This window comes from Pseudomonas pergaminensis (genome assembly GCF_024112395.2).
Classification (GTDB): Bacteria; Pseudomonadota; Gammaproteobacteria; order Pseudomonadales; family Pseudomonadaceae; genus Aquipseudomonas; species Aquipseudomonas pergaminensis.
Genome location: NZ_CP078013.2, coordinates 972,705 through 991,169, shown reverse-complemented (window position 1 = coordinate 991,169; position 18,465 = coordinate 972,705). Strand labels below are relative to the sequence as shown.

13 protein-coding genes are annotated in these 18,465 nt (G+C 58.2%); 7 read left to right on the top strand and 6 right to left on the bottom strand.

Translation table 11 applies throughout. The annotated features are described in order from the left end of the window. Window positions 1-186: 186 nt before the first annotated feature. The gene (locus tag KUA23_RS04440; RefSeq protein WP_178076864.1) at window positions 187-1,107 is read left to right on the top strand and encodes a GlxA family transcriptional regulator; all 921 of its coding nucleotides are present in this window, start codon (window positions 187-189) and stop codon (window positions 1,105-1,107) included. A gap of 141 nt (window positions 1,108-1,248) precedes the next feature. Here the strand turns inward: KUA23_RS04440 and zapE are convergent, their stop codons facing one another. From zapE to KUA23_RS04425, 3 genes are all read right to left on the bottom strand, one after another. After that, window positions 1,249-2,343, bottom strand: a complete 1,095-nt coding sequence (gene zapE / locus KUA23_RS04435) for a cell division protein ZapE (protein WP_034102154.1) — start codon at window positions 2,341-2,343, stop codon at window positions 1,249-1,251. Window positions 2,344-2,422: 79 nt separating this feature from the next. Further along, window positions 2,423-3,778: a tryptophan--tRNA ligase gene (locus KUA23_RS04430; RefSeq protein WP_078046866.1), complete on the bottom strand. Its 1,356-nt coding sequence runs from the start codon at window positions 3,776-3,778 to the stop codon at window positions 2,423-2,425. A gap of 24 nt (window positions 3,779-3,802) precedes the next feature. Further along, entirely contained in the window at window positions 3,803-4,432 is a 630-nt protein-coding gene (locus KUA23_RS04425) for an alpha/beta hydrolase (RefSeq protein WP_078046865.1), read from the bottom strand. Between the two features lie 147 nt (window positions 4,433-4,579). Between KUA23_RS04425 and KUA23_RS04420 the strand changes: the two genes are divergently transcribed. After that, entirely contained in the window at window positions 4,580-5,017 is a 438-nt protein-coding gene (locus tag KUA23_RS04420) for a Z-ring associated ZapG family protein (protein WP_078046864.1), read from the top strand. 87 nt (window positions 5,018-5,104) lie between these two features. On the opposite strand, the gene KUA23_RS04415 is transcribed toward KUA23_RS04420, so the two are convergent. The 3 genes from KUA23_RS04415 to KUA23_RS04405 form a co-directional block, all read right to left on the bottom strand. Continuing rightward, window positions 5,105-6,829: an ABC transporter ATP-binding protein/permease gene (locus KUA23_RS04415; protein ID WP_100491491.1), complete on the bottom strand. Its 1,725-nt coding sequence runs from the start codon at window positions 6,827-6,829 to the stop codon at window positions 5,105-5,107. 110 nt (window positions 6,830-6,939) lie between these two features. Next, window positions 6,940-7,500, bottom strand: a complete 561-nt coding sequence (locus KUA23_RS04410) for a response regulator transcription factor (protein WP_010213178.1) — start codon at window positions 7,498-7,500, stop codon at window positions 6,940-6,942. Further along, window positions 7,493-8,755 carry an ATP-binding protein gene (locus KUA23_RS04405; RefSeq protein WP_058423028.1) on the bottom strand — a complete coding sequence of 421 codons (1,263 nt, stop codon included), beginning with the start codon at window positions 8,753-8,755 and terminating at the stop codon, window positions 7,493-7,495. Before KUA23_RS04405 ends, KUA23_RS04410 begins: the two co-directional genes overlap by 8 nt. Window positions 8,756-8,960: 205 nt before the next feature. Here KUA23_RS04405 and KUA23_RS04400 point away from each other — a divergent pair, with 205 nt between their 5' ends. The 5 genes from KUA23_RS04400 (at window position 8,961) to KUA23_RS04380 (ending at window position 18,418) form a co-directional block, all read left to right on the top strand. Continuing rightward, window positions 8,961-9,671: an SIMPL domain-containing protein gene (locus tag KUA23_RS04400; RefSeq protein ID WP_100491492.1), complete on the top strand. Its 711-nt coding sequence runs from the start codon at window positions 8,961-8,963 to the stop codon at window positions 9,669-9,671. 366 nt (window positions 9,672-10,037) lie between these two features. Beyond that, on the top strand, window positions 10,038-12,893 hold the full coding sequence (locus KUA23_RS04395; protein WP_252993501.1) for a dermonecrotic toxin domain-containing protein: 2,856 nt from the start codon (window positions 10,038-10,040) through the stop codon (window positions 12,891-12,893). Window positions 12,894-13,023: 130 nt separating this feature from the next. Further along, a complete protein-coding gene (locus KUA23_RS04390) occupies window positions 13,024-14,625 on the top strand; it encodes an ABC transporter substrate-binding protein (protein ID WP_214496637.1) in 1,602 nt (533 codons plus the stop codon). Window positions 14,626-14,883: 258 nt separating this feature from the next. Next, on the top strand, window positions 14,884-16,512 hold the full coding sequence (locus KUA23_RS04385; protein ID WP_078046859.1) for an ABC transporter substrate-binding protein: 1,629 nt from the start codon (window positions 14,884-14,886) through the stop codon (window positions 16,510-16,512). A gap of 301 nt (window positions 16,513-16,813) precedes the next feature. After that, a complete protein-coding gene (locus KUA23_RS04380; RefSeq protein WP_078046858.1) occupies window positions 16,814-18,418 on the top strand; it encodes an ABC transporter substrate-binding protein in 1,605 nt (534 codons plus the stop codon). Window positions 18,419-18,465 lie beyond the last annotated feature (47 nt).

Here is an 18,465-nt window from a genome sequence, read left to right as displayed (position 1 = left end):
CCCACAGAGACTATGCCGCGAAGGCAGCACGGGACACTGGACACATGCGACAAAAAATAAGACGATCCAGCCGTCTGGTGACCACTTTCCCCTATAAGAATAAATGAAATTATGTCTAACCAAATCTCCACGCCGTTGCGGCGCGTCAGCATTTTGGCCATTGATCGGGTATTCGCTTCAACCCTCATGCAAGCCAAGGATTTCTTCCATCTCGCCAGCCTGCGTTACGGCAAACAGCAAGGCCTGGGCCTGACCCCCGCGTTTGAAACGCGCCTGGTCAGCCCCGACGGTCAATCGGTGCGCAGCTTCAGTGATGTGATCATGCCGGTGGACGGCGGCCTGGAAGACGCCGACATCATCGTGCTGCCAGCCTTCTGGGATGACTTCGACGCCTTGTGCACACGCTACCCGCAGGTGTTGCCCTGGCTGCGCGATCAGCACGCACGCGGTGCGGTGTTGTGCGGCGAAGCCACCGGGGTGTTCTGGCTGGCTGAAGCCGGCCTGCTCGATGGCAAGGAGGCGACCACCTATTGGCGCTTCTTCAATGCGTTCAGCGAACGCTTCCCCAAGGTCCAACTCAACCAGGACAAGCACCTCACCGACGCCGACAACCTGTATTGCGCCGGCGGCACCACCTCGGCGTGCGACCTCTACATCTACCTGATCGAGCGTTTCTGCGGCGCCAACATCGCCCAGGCCGTGGCCCGCGACATTCTCTATGAAGTACAGCGCAGCTATGCACCGGGACGCATCGGGTTTGGCGGACAAAAGCTGCATCAGGACGTGATCATCCTGCAGATCCAGCACTGGCTCGAAGAACACTTCGCCGACAAATTCCGCTTCGAAGACGTGGCCCGGGAACACGGCATGAGCATCCGCAACTTCATGCGCCGCTTCCAGACTGCCACCGGCGACAAGCCTTTGCATTACCTGCAACGGCTGCGTATCGAAACGGCCAAAGGCCTGCTCTCGGGCAGCCGCAAGAGCATCAAGACCATCAGTTATGAGGTGGGTTACGACGATGCGAGTTTCTTTGCGCGGCTGTTCCGGCAGCACACGGAGTTGTCGCCGAACCAGTATCGCCAGCAGTTTCAGCAGGCTGCCTGAGCAGAGGCAAACACAAAACTAGTGTGGGAGCTGGCTCGCCTGCGATAGCGGTGTATCAGCTAGCAGATAAGCTGGCTGACAGACCGTTATCGCAGGCAAGCCAGCTCCCACATTTTGATCTCCATTTTTCTGAAGATTTGCTTACGGCTTGTGCCCACGCGACAGGAACTCGTGGGACTGCATTTCCAGCAAGCGGCTCAGCGTGCGCTGGAACTCGAAGTTCAGGCGCCCGCCGGTATACAGGTCCTTGAGCTCGACTTCCGCCGAGATGATCAACTTGACGTTACGGTCGTAGAACTCGTCGACCATGTTGATGAAACGTCGCGCGATGTCGTCGGTGGTGACGCTCATCTGCTCCACGCCACTCAGGATCACCGCGTGGAAGATCTTGCCCAGTTCAATGTAGTCGTTCTGGCTACGCGGGCCGTCGCACAGCTGGCGGAACTCGAACCAGGCCACGTCATCACAGGTGCGCAGCGCGATGATTTCGCGGTTCTCGATCATCAGCTTGTCGTTTTCCACCGCCTGGGTGCATTCCGGCGTGAGGGCGCGGAAGCTCTTTTTCAGGCTTTCGTGGGCGGCTTCGTTCAGCGGGAAGTGGAACAGCTCCGCTTGCTCCAGGTGACGCAGGCGGTAGTCGACGCCGCTGTCGACGTTGACGATCTCGGTGTTCTGCTTGATCAGCGCGATGGCCGGCAGGAAACGCGCGCGTTGCAGGCCGTCCTTGTACAGGCCGTCAGGCACGATGTTCGAGGTGGCGACCAGGGTCACACCGTTCTTGAACAGCTCTTCCATCAAGGTGCCAAGGATCATGGCGTCGGTGATGTCGGAGACGAAGAATTCATCGAAGCAGATCACCCGGGCTTCTTCGGAGAACCGCTTGGCGATGATGGTCAGCGGGTTTTTCTCGCCCGGCAGGGTCTTCATCTCTTCATGCACGCGCTTCATGAAGCGGTGGAAGTGCGTCCGGACCTTTTCCTTGAACGGCAGCGCCTCGAAGAAGGTGTCGACCAGATAGGTCTTGCCCCGGCCTACGCCGCCCCAGAAGTACAGGCCCTTGACCGGCGTGTGGTCTTTCTTGCCAAACAGCTTGCTGAACATCCCTGGCTTGTTCTGCGAGGCCGCGATCAGGTCGTCGTACAGGCGCTGCAAATGACGCACCGCGTTTTCCTGGGCCGCGTCATGGAAGAATTCAGGGCGTTTCAGATCAGCTTGATATCGTTCTAGGGGCGTCATAATTTCGTTAGCAAGGCAACAAAAACGGGCCGTCACTGTAACGACGGCCCTGGATAATGGCAATCAACCCTTGGTCGGGTTAATCCTCGAGGGGGGTCAACGCGACGCGCAGAGCAGCGATGGCCGCATCGCGAGACGCTTCGTCGGCGAATTCCGCACTGTCCGCCACCGCCACGCCGTCCAACCATACGCTGAAGCCCAGGGCCTCGGTGCGCAGGTCCAGCGCGTCGCCGCTTTGCAGTTGCTTGGTCACTGCGCCTGCCGCCTTGCCATCGGCAAAGTTGCGCGACAACAGCAGTTGCTCACCATCGGCGGCCAGCAGGCGGAAGCGGAAACTGCCGTCGTCTTCACGGAAGCTCACGAAGCGCGCGGCTTTCGCGGCTTTCTTCTTGGCCGCGACCGGCGCTGCCGCCTGGTTGACGAACGAACGCAGGCCGACCGCTTCACGCAGTTCAGCCAGGAACGGAGCGGCCACGGCACGCGCCTTCTTGGCGCCGATCAGCAGCAAGTCTTCCATGTCCGATGGGCGCGACATCAATTGATGGTAGCGCTCACGGGCTTCGCCCAGTTGGCCATCGAGCAGTTGGAACAGACGGTTTTTCGCCTCGCCCCAACCCAGCCCTTGCAGCAGCTCGGCGCGGAACTCTTCTTCCTGGGCCTTGCTGGCAAACGCCTGGTACAGGGTGAACAGGTGCGAATTGTCCGGGTCCTTGGCTTCGCCCGGCGCGCGGGAGTCGGTGACGATCCGCGAGATCGCGTCCTTCATGTCCTTGGCGCTGGTGAACAGCGGGATGGTGTTGTCGTAGCTCTTCGACATCTTGCGGCCATCCAGGCCCGGCAAGGTGGCGACGCTTTCTTCGATCAACGCCTCGGGCATGGTGAAGAATTCTTTACCGTTGCCGAACAGGTGGTTGAAGCGTTGGCCGATGTCGCGGGCCATTTCCACGTGCTGGATCTGGTCGCGACCGACCGGCACCTTGTGCGCGTTGAACATCAGGATATCTGCCGCCATCAGCACCGGGTAGCTGTACAGGCCCATGCTGATGCCCGCATCCGGGTCTTCGCCGGCCTCAACGTTCTTGTCCACCGAGGCCTTGTACGCATGGGCGCGGTTGAGCAGGCCCTTGGCGGCAACGCAGGTCAGCAGCCAGGTCAGCTCGGGGATTTCCGGGATGTCCGACTGGCGATAGAAGGTCACCCGGTTCACATCCAGGCCACCGGCCAGCCAGGTCGCGGCGATTTCCATGCGCGAGCGCTGGATGCGCTGCGGGTCATCGCACTTGATCAGGGCGTGGTAGTCGGCCAGGAAGTAGAAGGAATCGGCATTGGCGTCCTGGCTTGCGAGGATCGCCGGGCGGATCGCACCGGCGTAGTTGCCCAGGTGCGGCGTGCCGGTGGTGGTGATGCCGGTGAGGATACGGGTACGAGTCGTCATGGGTAATCGCTTATCAGACTGCTATCAATTCGAGAGGCGCGGCAGTACCAGATCCTTGAGATCGGTCAGCTTGCCGTGAAAAAAGTGTCCGCATTCTGCCACTTTCAGCAGCTCATGGGGGCGTTTCAGGGCGGCGGACCAATCGTAGACCAGCTGCGGGTCGACCACTTCGTCGGTTTCCGGCTGGATCAGGGTCAGCGGGCAGCCTTGTGGCAACACATCGGTATCGCGCAGGCGCATCACCGCCGCGGCAACCATAAACAGATGCGATAGCTTTTCACCCTTGGCTTCCAGGCGACCACCGAGGCTCGCCGCAACATAGCCACCGAAGGAAAAACCAAGCAAGGTGATCGGCAAATCAGGGTGTTTTGCCCGCAGCCAGGTGGCAGCCGCTTCGGCATCGTCCACTTCACCGGTGGCCATGTCGTGGGTACCGGCACTCGCGCCGACGCCACGGTAATTGAAACGCAACGTAATCAAACCGGCATCGCGGGCGGTGCGTTGCAGGGTCGATACCACTTTATTGAGCATGGTCCCACCCTGCACCGGGTTGGGGTGGCAGATCAGCGCCAGGCCACGTGGCTCGGGGTGATCCAGGTACAAGGCTTCCAATTGGCCTACCGGGCCATCGATCAAAACGGGGGTTTCACGCATGAGCAAGGAATGAACTCCGTGACCTCTCAAGGGGTCGACTCGTCTAGCTAAAAGTCTGTGCTTGGCATCATTGCGAGCTTAATCGCGGTATACAGCGCAGGTCCGAGCCGTTAACGTAAAGCAAAGCCGTTTATAGAGGAAGGACTCGTGGAACACTCGCTCTTAGTTTGGTTGTTGCCGACTCTTGCCCTGGTTGCCGGTGTCGCCATTGGTTTCCTGGTTGCTCGCTTGCTGCCGAATGCCGCGCCTAACCGCACGCAGCGTCAGTTGGATGACATTCAGGAACGTTTTGACAGTTATCAGAACGAGGTTGTTACCCACTTCAACAGCACCGCGACCCTGGTCAAGAAGCTCACCCAGAGCTACCAGGAAGTACAGGATCACCTCGCCGATGGCGCCAACCGCCTGGCCCTCGACGACATCACCCGTCAGCGCCTGCTGGCCGCGTTGCATTCCGATGCCCCGCAAACCCCACGGGAACGCCTGACCCCACCCCGGGAAAACCAGGAACCACCACGGGACTACGCGCCAAAAACGCCGAACGCCCCAGGCATGCTGGATGCGCATTACGGTTTGAAGAAGTAAATCATCTTCAAGCACTGAAAAGCCCGGCTGATCGATGATCAGCCGGGCTTTTTGTTGGATAGAGATCCGGCTCCTACAAGGACCGTGTCAGGACACGGGTTGCTCTTGCAATTGGCCGCCCTCGATCCGCACATGCCGACCATGGAAGCGCTTGAGGCTGCTGCGATGGCCGACGCTGACGATACTCAACCCCGGCAACTCGTCGATCAGCGCCTGATACAGCGTCGCTTCATCCTCTTCATCCATGGCCGACGTGGCTTCGTCCATGTACAGCCATTGCGGCGCGAACAGCAACGCCCGGGCAAAGGCCAGGCGTTGCTGTTCGCCCGGCGAGAGCATGCGCTGCCAGTGATTGGCTTCATCCAACCGCCCGACCAGGTGCGGCAGGCGGCAGGTTTCCAGGACCTGTGCATAACGCTCTGCCGGGTAAACACTGTCCTCCTGTGGATAACTTAATACCGCCCTTAACGTGCCGATCGGCAAGTAAGGCTTTTGCGGCAGGAACAGATAACGCTCGGCTGGCAGGCGGATGTTGCCATGGCCGTTGGGCCATAGGTTGCCCATCGCGCGCAACAAGGTCGATTTGCCACTGCCCGAGCGACCACTGAGCATCAAGCGCTCACCTTCGGCGACGGTCAGGTCGGCACCCTGCAGCAAATGGCGGCCGTCGGCCAGGTCCAGGCTCAGGTCCTTGACCTGCAAGTTGCCGCCCTGATGCTGCAGGCCAATGCCCATGGTGCGGGTTTCGTTGTCCTGCATGGCCTGGCCGAAACTCAACAGACGATCACAGGTGGCGCGCCAACTGGCCAACAGCGTATAGGCATCGACAAACCAACTCAGGCTGCCTTGCACACTGCCAAACGCCTGGGCAACCTGCATCAACACACCCAGTTCGATCTTTCCGGAAAAGTAACGAGGTGCCGCGACCACAAAAGGAAAGATGATCGCAATCTGGGAATAACCACTGGTAAAGAAGTTCAGGCGCTTCTTGAGCTGCATGATGCTCCAGAAATTGCTCCACACTCGCCCGAAACGCGCGCTCAATTGCTGATGTTCGTTAGGCTCGCCATTGAACAGCGCGATGCTTTCCGCGTTCTCCCGTACCCGCACCAGGCTGAAACGCAAGTCAGCCTCAAAGCGTTGTTGGCGGTTGCTCAAGCCGATCAGTTTTCGCCCAATCAGGTGGGTTAACCAACTGCCAACCACCGCGTAGACCAACGCGGCCCAGAACATGTAGCCGGGAATGGTGATGCCCCACACTTCGATGCTGCCCGACACGCCCCACAGGATCACCGAGAACGACACCAGGCTCACCAGGTTGGCGATAAAGCCCAAGCCCAGCGTGAGGGTGCTGCTGGTAAAGGCGTTGAGGTCTTCGGAGATACGCTGGTCGGGGTTGTCGGTGTAGCCGCCGTATTCCAGGTGGTAGTAATTCTTATGGCCCAGCCACTGGGCGAAATAGGTTTCCGTCAGCCAGCGGCGCCAGCGGATGGTGAGCATCTGTTGCAGGTAGGAGGTAAACACGCCGGTCACGATCGACACCACCGCAATCACGCTGAAGTACATCAGCAAGTGCGTAAAGGCGTCGTAGTCCTTGTTTTCCAGCGCGTTGTAGAAATCACGGTTCCAGCTGTTGAACCACACCGACACGGCGACACTGAACAGCGACAACCCCAGCACTACCAACAGCAGCAGCCAGGCCTTGGCCTTTTCTTCGCTGCGCCAATAAGGCGTAATCAGCCCCCACACCCGCCGTAAAAATTGCCCACGCACCGCGTCGTTGACCGCGGAATACTCAGCGTTCTGATTCATCGTTCAGGCTCTGTAAGAAAATGTGACAGGCGTTCGAACCGATCATAGTTGATCGGTTCGAGGCTCCGTGCGGCCTGAAGCAGATTGTTCAGCTGTTGTTCAGATCAGCCTCAGCGGCGTACCGGGCGCTTCTGCAACTTGCGCTGCAAGGTACGGCGGTGCATGCCCAGGGCGCGGGCAGTGGCGGAGATGTTGCCTTCGTGCTCGGTCAGCACACGCTGGATGTGCTCCCACTGCAGGCGGTCCACCGACATCGGGTTTTCCGGCACCAAGGTGTCGAGGTCGGCATGTTCGGAGAGCAAGGCGGCCAGTACGTCATCGGCGTCCGCCGGCTTGCACAGGTAGTTGCAGGCACCACGCTTGATCGCCTCGACGGCGGTGGCGATGCTGGAGTAACCGGTGAGGATCACCACGCGCATTTCCGGGTCGAGTTCCAGCAGCTTGGGCAGCAGCACCAGGCCGGAGTCGCCGTCCATCTTCAGGTCGAGCGCGGCGTAGTCCGGCAGGTCAGCCTGGGCGATGGTGAAGCCCTCCTCGGCCGACCCAGCGGTGCTGACACGGAAACCGCGCCGGCTCATGGCGCGCGCCATCACGCGGGTAAAGGTGGCGTCGTCATCTACCAGCAACAGGTGCGGCAGTTCTTCGCCTTCGACTTGGATCTCGTCACTCATCGATATCTCCTCGTGCGACACGGGGCAGGCGCAGCTCGGTGAGCGTGCCACCTTCCTCATGACTATAGAGCTTCACTGAGCCGCCCGCGCGGGTCACGCTGGCCTTGCTCAAAAACAGGCCCAGGCCGAAGCCTTTGCCCTTGGTGGTAAAGAAGGGTTTGCCGATCTGTTCGGCAATGGCCAACGGTACGCCCGCGCCGTGGTCACGAATGCTGATGGTCACGTCTTCCGCATCCCAGTCCAGCTGTACGCCCAAGCCTTCGGGGCAGGCGTCAGCGGCGTTGTTCAACAGGTTGAGCAGCGCCTGGGTCAAATCCGGTGGCGGCGCCATGCGTGGCACGGTGCCCTGCCCCAATAGATGAAACCGGTAGCTGGCTTCGGGGCGCATCAGGTGCCAACGGTTCAGGGCTTCGTCGAGCCACTGGGTCACGTCCTGCATCTCCACTGCCAGGCGGCGATTGGCTTCGGCGGCACGTACCAGTTGTTGCAAGGTCTGCTTGCACTGCTTGACCTGTTCGCGCAGCACACCGAGATCTTCCTGCAGCGCCGGGTCGTGATGGTCCTGGGTCATTTCGTTGAGCAGCACGCTCATGGTGGCCAGCGGCGTACCCAGTTCATGGGCGGCGCCGGCGGCCTGGGTGGCGACGGCGAGCAACTGCTGATCGCGCAGGCCTTCTTCACGGCGAATGGCGCGCAGTTCTTCCTGGCGGCGCAGCTCCTCGGCCATGCGCGCGGCGAAGAAGGTGATGACCGCAGCCGACAGGGCAAAGCTCAGCCACATCCCGTAGATCTGCAGGTTTTCCCGGGCGATGGGGAAAGTTTGCAGCGGGTAGAAGCGCGCCAGCAGCAGGGTGTACAGGGTCAGGGCAATGCCAGACAGCACCACCGAATAGCGCCACGGCAGGGTTACGGCGGCGATGGTCAATGGCACCAGGTAATACGAAACAAACGGATTGGTGGAACCGCCAGAGAAATACAGCAACACACTGTGGATAAACAGGTCGCAAGCCAACTGCAGGGCGTATTCCAACTCGGTCACCGGCCACGTGGTGCGCAACCGGATGGCGGTGAACACACAGAGCACAATGGAAAAGCCGAGGGTCACTCCCAGTTGCAGCCACGGCAGCGGCAACAGGTCGAACCAATAGGCGAGCCCGACGGAGCCGGCCTGTGCGGCCAGGACCAGGGTACGGATGAACGTCAGGCGCCAGAGGTTCTGGCGAGTGGCGGAAGTCAGTTTTACGGCGGCGAGCATGAGCTCTCCCGGTGAGCGCTGCAGGCGGATCGGCAGGAGTATAAACGAAGCAGGCCGGCTGGCACGGCGCGTGTGGCTCTTTGCCGCAGGCCGGGCAAATGACCGTTCGTCGGCACCCCCGCAACTTGTAGCTAATGTGTAAACCCGAAGAACCCCACCCCACCGTCTACAGTCATACCCAACACGACTATCTCAAGGAGCTTCCATGTCTCGTTTCACTCGCAGTGCAGCCGCCATCACCCTCAGCATGGGCACCCTGGTCAGCCTGCCAGCACTGGCCGCTGACGCACTGAACTACAACCAGATTTCCCTGCGCGCCGAGGTCAGCCAGGAGGTGGCCCGCGACAAGATGATCGTGACGCTGTACACCGAATCCCAGAACAGCGACCCGGCCAAACTCGCCGCCGAAATCACCACTACCCTGAACAAGGCGCTGGGCCAGGCCCGCGAAGTCAAAGGCGTGACCCTGCGCCAGGGCAGCCGCAACAGCTACCCGATCTACGACAACAAGAACCAGAAGATCACCGGTTGGCGCGAGCGTGCCGAACTGCGCCTGGAAAGCGCGGACTTCCCGGCACTGTCCAAGCTCACCGGCGAACTGCTGAACACCCTGAAAATGGAAAACATGGACTTCGCCATCGCCGACGCCACGCGCAAGTCCAGCGAAGATGCACTGCTCAAGGACGCGGTCGCTGCATTTAAAGCACGCGCGCAACTGGCCACCGATGCGTTGGGCGGCAAGGGCTACAAGATCGTCAACCTGAACTTCAACACCAATGGCTACCCGATGCCTTACGCCCGTGGCGGGATGATGATGAAAGCCGCGATGGCCGATTCCGCACCCACGCCTGAGGTGGAAGCCGGCACCAGCCAGGTCAGCATGAGTGCTGATGGGGTGATTGAAGTACTGCAATAACGCGCTGACTGAGGCGAACGGGTCTGTAACAACGGCGTCAGTACCCGTTCAGCCAACTGAAGGCCTGATAGCTGGCGCAACCTTGTGGATGCGCCTTTTTTATGGGCGCAACCGCTACCAGATAATTCAGTACATATTGTTCGTTACAAACATACTTCCTCACATCCATTCGTACAACGCTCTTTATATGTGCCCCGACTCAATACAGCAGCACAACTAACCCACCTCACACTTTTCAAAAAGTGTTAGCCGTAATATCCAAACAGATATACGGAACAGATGGCAGGAACGTCAACGCGATCATTTCCCACGCATGTATCGAACAAACCAATGCCAGGGAGGCTCACTTGCCAAGAGCGATACAGAATGATCACGACGTCTTTACCCCCTGTTCTTACATCCGCACCCGAAACAACGAACGCCTCGACAACCCCAGCCTCAAACGCAACGCCCGCTAATGCCGAACATGAGGCCCGCCAAAAAAGCCCCAAGCGTCGCAATCATCACGAAACGCTTATTCCGGGTCTGCCCTATAACCCTGGGATAGAGAAGTACATCGCCAAATCGACTGCTGGGTTCAAGACGCCCAGCCAGAACACGGCAGAGATTATTCAAGTAGAGTTAAAGAAGCGTTGGGGGAAGGATTTAGATCCCGATAAAACGTTTATCGTCACGTTGAACTACGACCCCAAGAAGCCAAAGCCTACGAATGGCAAAGTCTTAAACAAAATATCCCTGACCCAAGCCGCACTGCATAACGTACAGCGCGCCAATCACAACGACGAACACCAGACCCCAGCCGAAAAAAAACGATCAACCCTGCACACCTGGCTCGATCGGCTGGCGCCCGTGCTCCCTGTACCCGCAATAGTTGACCAGATAGATACAGTCGCGCATCAGCCAACGACCTACGAAGGCATATTTGTTGGCGCGCAGCCCGGTCAACGGGAGGTGTACAACACGACAAACCTGTTGCCCCATCAACCTGCGGCCTTCCGAAACATCGTGTGGAACACTGAGTTCAGCAAACCCTACACCCAGTTCCTGAATGAGTTCTGGCCCGCCCATCAGCACAAATACGAACAAATGAGCAAAGCGTCCCTAGTGGCGAGTGCCTTGGGGCAATTTGAGAACGATAGTTTGAACGCCCGTGATACCGATTTGGTGATGCGCGCCGCCGGCCTGCCGTCGAACACGACTTGGAAGAACCTGAAGCTGGACGATCTGGGCCCCGCCGCCACCAAGGATCCCGACGTGCAGGTAGGCTTGTTGAGCATCAATAGCTTCAAGTCTGTGAGCTTGCTGACTATCACTGACAAGAAAACCAGCTTCGATACGAACGGTAAGCCGATCAACCGTACACTGCTTTACATACCCGGAAACTCCTCGCCGATTCATGGGTTCGACAGCCCGTCACAGATGAAAACCTGGTTGGCGGAACAGGCGGCGGACCCGGTCAAACGTGAAGCCTTATCGATGCACTTCTCCCAGCGCGATCAGGCTGATCGCTTTTTCTCTGAAGGGGTCAATCAAACGCTGGTAGGGATCGGCGGCTGGTCGAAAAAGGATGCACCCGATGCCAGCGTTCTGGAACGCCTGAATGAATTCGACCCAGAGCAGTTCATTAAAGTTGAACCGCTGGCTGGGGACCCCTTCATCGAAATGACCCAAAGGCAGAAAAAACGCTCATACGACGATGCCGAGACCGAAATAACCACGGATGGCGACGTCACCAAAGCCACTATCCTGGAAGTGTTGGAGACCACCACAAAAATCGCGTTGATGATGACGCCCCTGGCCGCCGTCATGCCCGAAGTGGCAGTGGGGTTGGAGGTGTTTTATCTCACAGCCGGGGCGGCGGAAGCCGGGATTGGTGCAGACGACCTCAAGCATGGCAAGCCCGGTGGCGCAGACCATATTGTATTCGGTGTACTGAATGCGGCCCCCGTCATCGCCGGTGGCGCGAGCAAACTGATAAAGGCCGAGCAGGGGGCGACCCATCTGGTCGGCGATAGCATCGAGGCTTCCGTCAAAGAGCCAGTGGTGCCAGACGTCGAGACGCCAGAGAAGCCCATCGTCGTTGAGCCCCCCGTTAATCGACTCAGGCCGATACAGGCAGCTAACATCAGTCAGCACGCAGTGCCGAACGGCGAGCAACTGATCGAAGGGGCAACTCGCAATTCAAAAGGTATCTATCAAGTCAAAGCCGCTGATGGCACGGACCAATGGCTCATCCGTTACACCGATGCCACCGGCGTTCCCAAGGTGTATGAGATCAAAGGTGATTTCAAACTGAGCAATGATTATGTACAGATCATTGATCGTTCGACGCGCAAGCCAGTGATGACCGTGCATTCCACACTGGACGGCGAATGGGCCCGAGAAATTGGCCCAGGTGGCGCGCGCAAGTGGCCGTGGCAGCGTACGCCATCGCCGACCCCGAGTAACGAGTTGAAGATACCGCCCAAGTTTTCCGATCAATTCGTCACAGTCGAAGGTTCGAAAATCCAGGGTGCCGAACCTTTTGACAAGTACTTTAATTTCGACACAAAAACAGACTATGTTTTGTCCACGACTAACTACGAAGAACAGGGTGCGATCAAGCAGAGCCTCAACGTTTCATGGACACAGGAAGAGGAAAACTTTGCAGTTCTGGCGGGCGAAAAAGCTACGCCTTATGAAGGTGGAAGTGACTACTATGATGGCTTTGTAAAAGATTCCAATCGAAGTAATTACAGCATCCGAACGACGACACCTACTGGGAGTACGGAACACACGTTGAGTAGCACAGGGCGCAGTTCCGCCGAGGAAATACAAGCTGACAAGATCAAACAATTCGAACAACTTATTCCAGATCCAGAATTGCGTGCACGTATTTCCGAAGTGGCTCACCAGGGATCCATGGGACCAGCCATGGAGCCATTTTTTGCACATAAAACAGCCTCTGGCGAATTCGAAAACCGCCTATTAACTGATAACGTAGTTATCAGTAATCGTGACCATGTGCACTTTCACATCGACTACGACCCCTCCAAAAATGTCACCCACGTGACGGCTTCCGGGAACTATCGTCTCATGCACACAGAAGAGGGCGCGTTGGACAACATAAACGTCCAGGCCAGGCGCACCTTTACTATTCACCACACCCCCTCGGCGGGCAGCCGCTACACGATCGACAAAAATGCGCCGACCCATTTCGAAATATCGGTTAAAACACCTTAAACATGGTGAAAAAACGAGGCGTGATTAGCGTTGCCCCTCGGCCATCTACCTGAAAATGCTTAACGGCGGTAACCTCGGTTACCGCCGTTTTTCGTTCGGGCAGCATTTACCTGCCACCTCAGGGGTCTCCATGGAAAGAATTGCCTTAAAACCGCTCATCCTCGCCGCAGGCCTGCTGGCCTTCATGCCGCTGGCCCAGGCCGCCAGCACCCTGGTTTACTGCTCCGAAGCCAGCCCCGCCGGTTTCGACCCCAGCCAGTACACCAGCGGCACCGATTTTGATGCCTCTGCCGAAACCGTGTTCAACCGCCTCACCCAGTTCAAGCGCGGCGGTACCGAAGTCGAACCGGGTCTGGCGACCCGTTGGGACATCTCCAAAGACGGCCTGACCTACACCTTCCACCTGCGCGATGGCGTCAAATTTCACACCACCGATTTCTTCACCCCTACCCGCGACTTCAACGCGGATGATGTGCTGTTTACCTTCAATCGCCTGCTGGATGCGCAAAGCCCATTCCGCAAGGCCTACCCCTCCGAGTCGCCGTACTTCACCGACATGGGCTTGAACACCACGATCAAGAGCGTCGACAAACTCGACGAACACACCGTGCGCTTCAACCTGAATAACGTCGATGCGTCGTTTGTGCAGAACCTGGCCATGAGCTTCGCCTCGGTGCAATCCGCCGAGTACGCCGCGCAACTGCTCAAGCAAGGCAAGGCCGAAGAGATCAACCAGAAACCGGTCGGCACCGGGCCGTTCGTGTTCAAGCGTTACCAGAAGGACTCGCAGATCCGCTACGTGGCCAACAAACAGTATTGGAAGCCCGAGGATGTGAAACTCGACAACCTGGTGTTCGCCATTACCCCGGACGCCGCGTCGCGCCTGCAAAAGCTCAAGGCCGGGGAATGCCAGGTCAGCGGTTACCCGCGCCCTGCGGATATAGAAGTGATGAAGCAGGACCCGAACTTGCGCGTGCTGCAGCAAGCCGGTTTCAACCTGGGGTTTCTGGCCTACAACGTGACACACCCGCCGCTGGACCAACTCAAGGTGCGCCAGGCCTTGGACATGGCCATCGATAAGCCGGCAATTATCAAGGCCGTGTACCAGAGCGCCGGGCAATTGGCGCAGAACGCGCTGCCACCTGCGCAGTGGTCTTATGACCCCAGCATCAAGGACGCACCTCACGATCCAGTGAAGGCCAAGGCGCTACTAAAAGAAGCAGGGGTTGCACCAGGCACCACCATCAACCTGTGGGCAATGACCGTGCAACGCGCCTCCAACCCCAACGCGCGCATGTCCGCACAAATGATCCAGCAGGATTGGGAAAAGATTGGCATCAAGGCCAATATCGTCAGCTATGAGTGGGGCGAATACATCAAGCGGGCCAAAAACGGTGAGCACGACGCCATGATTTATGGTTGGACCGGTGACAATGGCGACCCGGATAACTGGCTGGGCGTGCTCTACAGTTGTGCCGCGGTCAAGGGCAGCAACTACGCCAAATGGTGTAACCCGGCCTACGACAAGCTGGTGCAGCAAGCCAAGGTCAGTAATGACCGCGAGCAGCGCATCAAGTGGTATCAACAGGCTCAGAAAATCCTTAAGGAACAAGTACCTATAACGCCTATTGCGAACTCGACGGTTTTCCAACCGCTGCGCAAGGAAGTGCAGGACTTCAAGATCAGCCCCTTTGGCCTGACGCCGTTCTATGGTGTGAGTCTAGATAAGTAACAGCAGCGCCCCAACCGAGTGCGCTAGACGCCTCGGTTGGTCATTTTTGGTGCGTCAGTTGCACCGAAAAAACCCTCAAAATATGCGCAAATATGTACAAACTTTCATAATTGCGACATTCCTGTACGTTCGTACCACTGTTTCACCCTCACAACGGTTCAGCATCTTGCAATGGGTATGGCGCCTGCATAAGTATCCGCAGGCCGACTCACGAGGTCGCCCTCACCACCAAAAATGACAACAAATCATGAGGCCAACATGCTTAAACACGCAGTCATTCCGTTAATTGTTAGCGCTGGCCTTATGGCCGCAGCTCCTTTCGCCCAAGCGGCGACTAACCTGGTGTTCTGCTCCGAAGGGAGCCCGGCCGGTTTCGACCCAGGCCAGTACACCACCGGAACAGACTTCGATGCCTCGGCCGAAACCATGTTCAACCGCCTGACCCAGTTCGAACGCGGCGGCACCGCTGTGATTCCTGGGTTGGCCACCAGCTGGGACGTGTCCCCGGATGGCTTGACCTACACCTTCCACCTGCGTGATGGCGTCAAGTTCCACACCACCTCGTACTTCAAGCCGACCCGTACCTTCAATGCCGATGACGTGCTGTTCACGTTCAACCGCATGATCAACAAGGACGATCCGTTCCGCAAAGCCTACCCCACCGAGTTCCCGTACTTCACGGACATGGGGATGGACACCAACATCAAGAACATCGAGAAGGTCGATGAACACACCGTCAAGTTCACCCTTGGCACCGTGGACGCCGCCTTCATCCAGAACCTGGCAATGAGCTTCGCTTCGATCCAGTCGGCTGAATACGCCGCCCAACTGTTGAAAGAAGGCAAGGCTGCGGACATCAACCAGAAGCCGGTCGGCACTGGCCCGTTCGTGTTCAAGAGCTACCAGAAAGACTCGAACATCCGTTACACCGGCAACAAGGACTACTGGAAACCTGAAGACGTGAAGATCGACAACCTGATCTTCGCCATCACCACCGACCCGTCGGTGCGTATCCAGAAGCTGAAGAAAAACGAATGCCAGATCACCCTGTTCCCACGTCCGGCCGACCTCAAGGCGCTGGAAGCGGACAAGGACCTGAAACTGCCGAACCAGGCCGGTTTCAACCTGGGCTATATCGCCTACAACGTCATGGACAAGGTCAAGGGCAGCGACCAGCCAAACCCATTGGCTGACCTGCGCGTACGCCAGGCGCTGGACATGTCGGTGAACAAGCAGCAGATCATCGATTCCGTGTACCAGGGCGCCGGCCAACTGGCCGTCAACGCCATGCCGCCGACCCAATGGTCGTATGACACCACCATCAAGGACGCCAAGTACGACCCTGAGAAAGCCAAGTCGCTGCTCAAGGAAGCCGGCGTCAAGGAAGGTACTGAAATCGTTCTGTGGGCCATGCCGGTTCAGCGTCCGTACAACCCGAACGCCAAGCTGATGGCAGAAATGCTGCAAAACGACTGGAAGAAGATCGGCCTCAACGTGAAGATCACCAGCTACGAGTGGGGCGAGTACATCAAGCGCTCCAAAGGTGGCGAGAACCAAGCCATGATCATTGGCTGGAGCGGTGACAATGGTGACCCGGACAACTGGCTGAACGTGCTGTTCGGCTGCGACTCGCTGTCCGGTAACAACTTCTCGAAATGGTGCGACAAGAAATTCGACGGCATCGTGAAAGAAGCCAAGGCTACGTCGGACGTCGCCAAACGCACCGAGCTGTACAAGCAGGCGCAACATATCCTCAAAGATGCAGTCCCGATGACACCTATCGCGCACTCGACGGTGTATCAACCCATGCGCAACACCGTGCAGGACTTCAAGATCAGCCCGTTTGGCTTGAACTCTTTCTACGGCGTGAGCGTAAGCGGCAAGTAAGAAGCCATGACGGCGACGTTTCATAACGTCGCCGTTATTGCATCCGCCTGGACCGTAGGAAACAGACCACGCTCGAAATCGTTGCGTCCTACAGCAATGAACTGCGATGTGTGTCTCCGTTGCCTACAAGGTCAATCCAATTTGGTGCATTTACTGCCAGGTCCACGACCCATAACGTCGTAGGACAGCGGAAGCTCCTTACATGGATAGGCACTTGCTGCGTGTGGGATCAGTGATGTCGCCCTGGCACGCCGGGGTGATTGCTCGCTGATGACAATTACAAACAAGGATCGGGATCGTCATGCGCCATACCACCGTTCTATCCGCAATTTTTGGCACCAGCCTGTTGGCTGCGGCCATGATGGGCCACGCCGCCGACAAGCGGAGCCTGGTGTTCTGCTCGGAAGGCAGCCCGGCAGGCTTTGACACCGCGCAATACACCACCGCCACCGATAACGATGCGGCCGAGCCGCTGTACAACCGCCTGGTTGAGTTTGAAAAGGGCGAGACGGGTGTCGTACCTGCGCTGGCAACCAAGTGGGATATTTCGCCAGACGGACTGACCTACACCTTTCACCTGCGTGAAGGGGTGAAATTCCACAGCAACAAGGAATTCAAGCCGACGCGCGACTTCAACGCCGACGACGTGCTGTTCACCTTCAACCGCATGCTTGACCCCGACCACCCGTTCCGCAAGGCCTACCCCACCGAGTTTCCGTACTTCAACGGGATGAGCCTGAACAAGAACATCGCCAAGGTCGCGAAAACCGATCCGCATACCGTGGTGATCACCCTGAACACAGTGGACGCCGCATTTATCCAGAACATCGCCATGAGCTTCGCCGCGATCCTCTCGGCCGAATATGCCGAGCAGTTGCTCAAGGCCGGCAAGCCCAGCGACATCAATCAGAAGCCGATCGGCACGGGCCCCTACGTGTTCCAGCGGTATCAGAAAGATTCGCAGATCCGTTACGTGGCCAACAAACAGTACTGGGACCCGAGCAAGGTCAAGCTGGACCAGTTGATCTTCGCCATCAACACCGACGCGTCGGTGCGGGTGCAAAAGCTCAAGGCCGGCGAATGCCAGGTGACCCTGCATCCGCGCCCGGCTGACGTCGATGCCCTCAAGGCCGACCCGAACCTGCAACTGCTGACCAAACCGGGTTTCAACCTCGGCTACATCGCCTACAACGTGCGCCACAAACCTTTCGACCAGCTCGAAGTGCGCCAGGCGTTGGACATGGCGGTGAACAAGCAGAGCATCCTGAACGCCGTGTACCAGGGTGCGGGGCAACTGGCGGTCAACGCCATGCCGCCGACGCAGTGGTCCTACGACGACAGCATCAAGGACGCCGCCTACAACCCGGAAAAAGCCAAGGAACTGCTCAAGGCCGCCGGCGTGAAGGAAGGTACCGAGATCACCCTGTGGGCGATGCCGGTACAACGGCCGTACAACCCCAACGCCAAGCTGATGGCCGAGATGCTGCAAAGCGACTGGGCCAAGATCGGCCTCAAGGTCAAGATCGTCAGCTACGAATGGGGCGAGTACATCAAGCGCACCAAGAACGGTGAGCACGATGTGAGCCTGATCGGCTGGACCGGCGACAACGGTGACCCGGACAACTGGCTGGGCACCCTCTACAGCTGCGACGCCATCGGCGGGAACAACTACTCCATGTGGTGTGACCCGGCGTACGACAAGCTGATCAAGCAAGCCAAGGTCGTGACCGACCGCGAACAAAGGACTGTTCTGTACAAACAGGCGCAGCAACTGCTCAAGCAGCAGGTGCCGATCACGCCAGTCGCCCACTCGACGGTCAACCAGCCGTTAAGCGCCAAAGTCGAAGGGTTCAAGGTCAGCCCCTTCGGCCGGAACGTGTTCTCGGGCGTCAGTATCACCCCATAAGAAAATAACCGGATTGCGCAGGGCGAGCCCCGCCTTGCTGCAAACGC

Coding starts and splice junctions, on each gene's coding strand:
- KUA23_RS04440 (WP_178076864.1), top strand. CDS start 187: ATGCAAGCCAAGGATTTCTTCCATCTCGCCAGCCTGCGTTACGGCAAA.
- zapE (WP_034102154.1), bottom strand. CDS start 2,343: ATGACGCCCCTAGAACGATATCAAGCTGATCTGAAACGCCCTGAATTC.
- KUA23_RS04430 (WP_078046866.1), bottom strand. CDS start 3,778: ATGACGACTCGTACCCGTATCCTCACCGGCATCACCACCACCGGCACG.
- KUA23_RS04425 (WP_078046865.1), bottom strand. CDS start 4,432: ATGCGTGAAACCCCCGTTTTGATCGATGGCCCGGTAGGCCAATTGGAA.
- KUA23_RS04415 (WP_100491491.1), bottom strand. CDS start 6,829: ATGAATCAGAACGCTGAGTATTCCGCGGTCAACGACGCGGTGCGTGGG.
- KUA23_RS04410 (WP_010213178.1), bottom strand. CDS start 7,500: ATGAGTGACGAGATCCAAGTCGAAGGCGAAGAACTGCCGCACCTGTTG.
- KUA23_RS04405 (WP_058423028.1), bottom strand. CDS start 8,755: ATGCTCGCCGCCGTAAAACTGACTTCCGCCACTCGCCAGAACCTCTGG.
- KUA23_RS04400 (WP_100491492.1), top strand. CDS start 8,961: ATGTCTCGTTTCACTCGCAGTGCAGCCGCCATCACCCTCAGCATGGGC.
- KUA23_RS04395 (WP_252993501.1), top strand. CDS start 10,038: ATGATCACGACGTCTTTACCCCCTGTTCTTACATCCGCACCCGAAACA.
- KUA23_RS04390 (WP_214496637.1), top strand. CDS start 13,024: ATGGAAAGAATTGCCTTAAAACCGCTCATCCTCGCCGCAGGCCTGCTG.
- KUA23_RS04385 (WP_078046859.1), top strand. CDS start 14,884: ATGCTTAAACACGCAGTCATTCCGTTAATTGTTAGCGCTGGCCTTATG.
- KUA23_RS04380 (WP_078046858.1), top strand. CDS start 16,814: ATGCGCCATACCACCGTTCTATCCGCAATTTTTGGCACCAGCCTGTTG.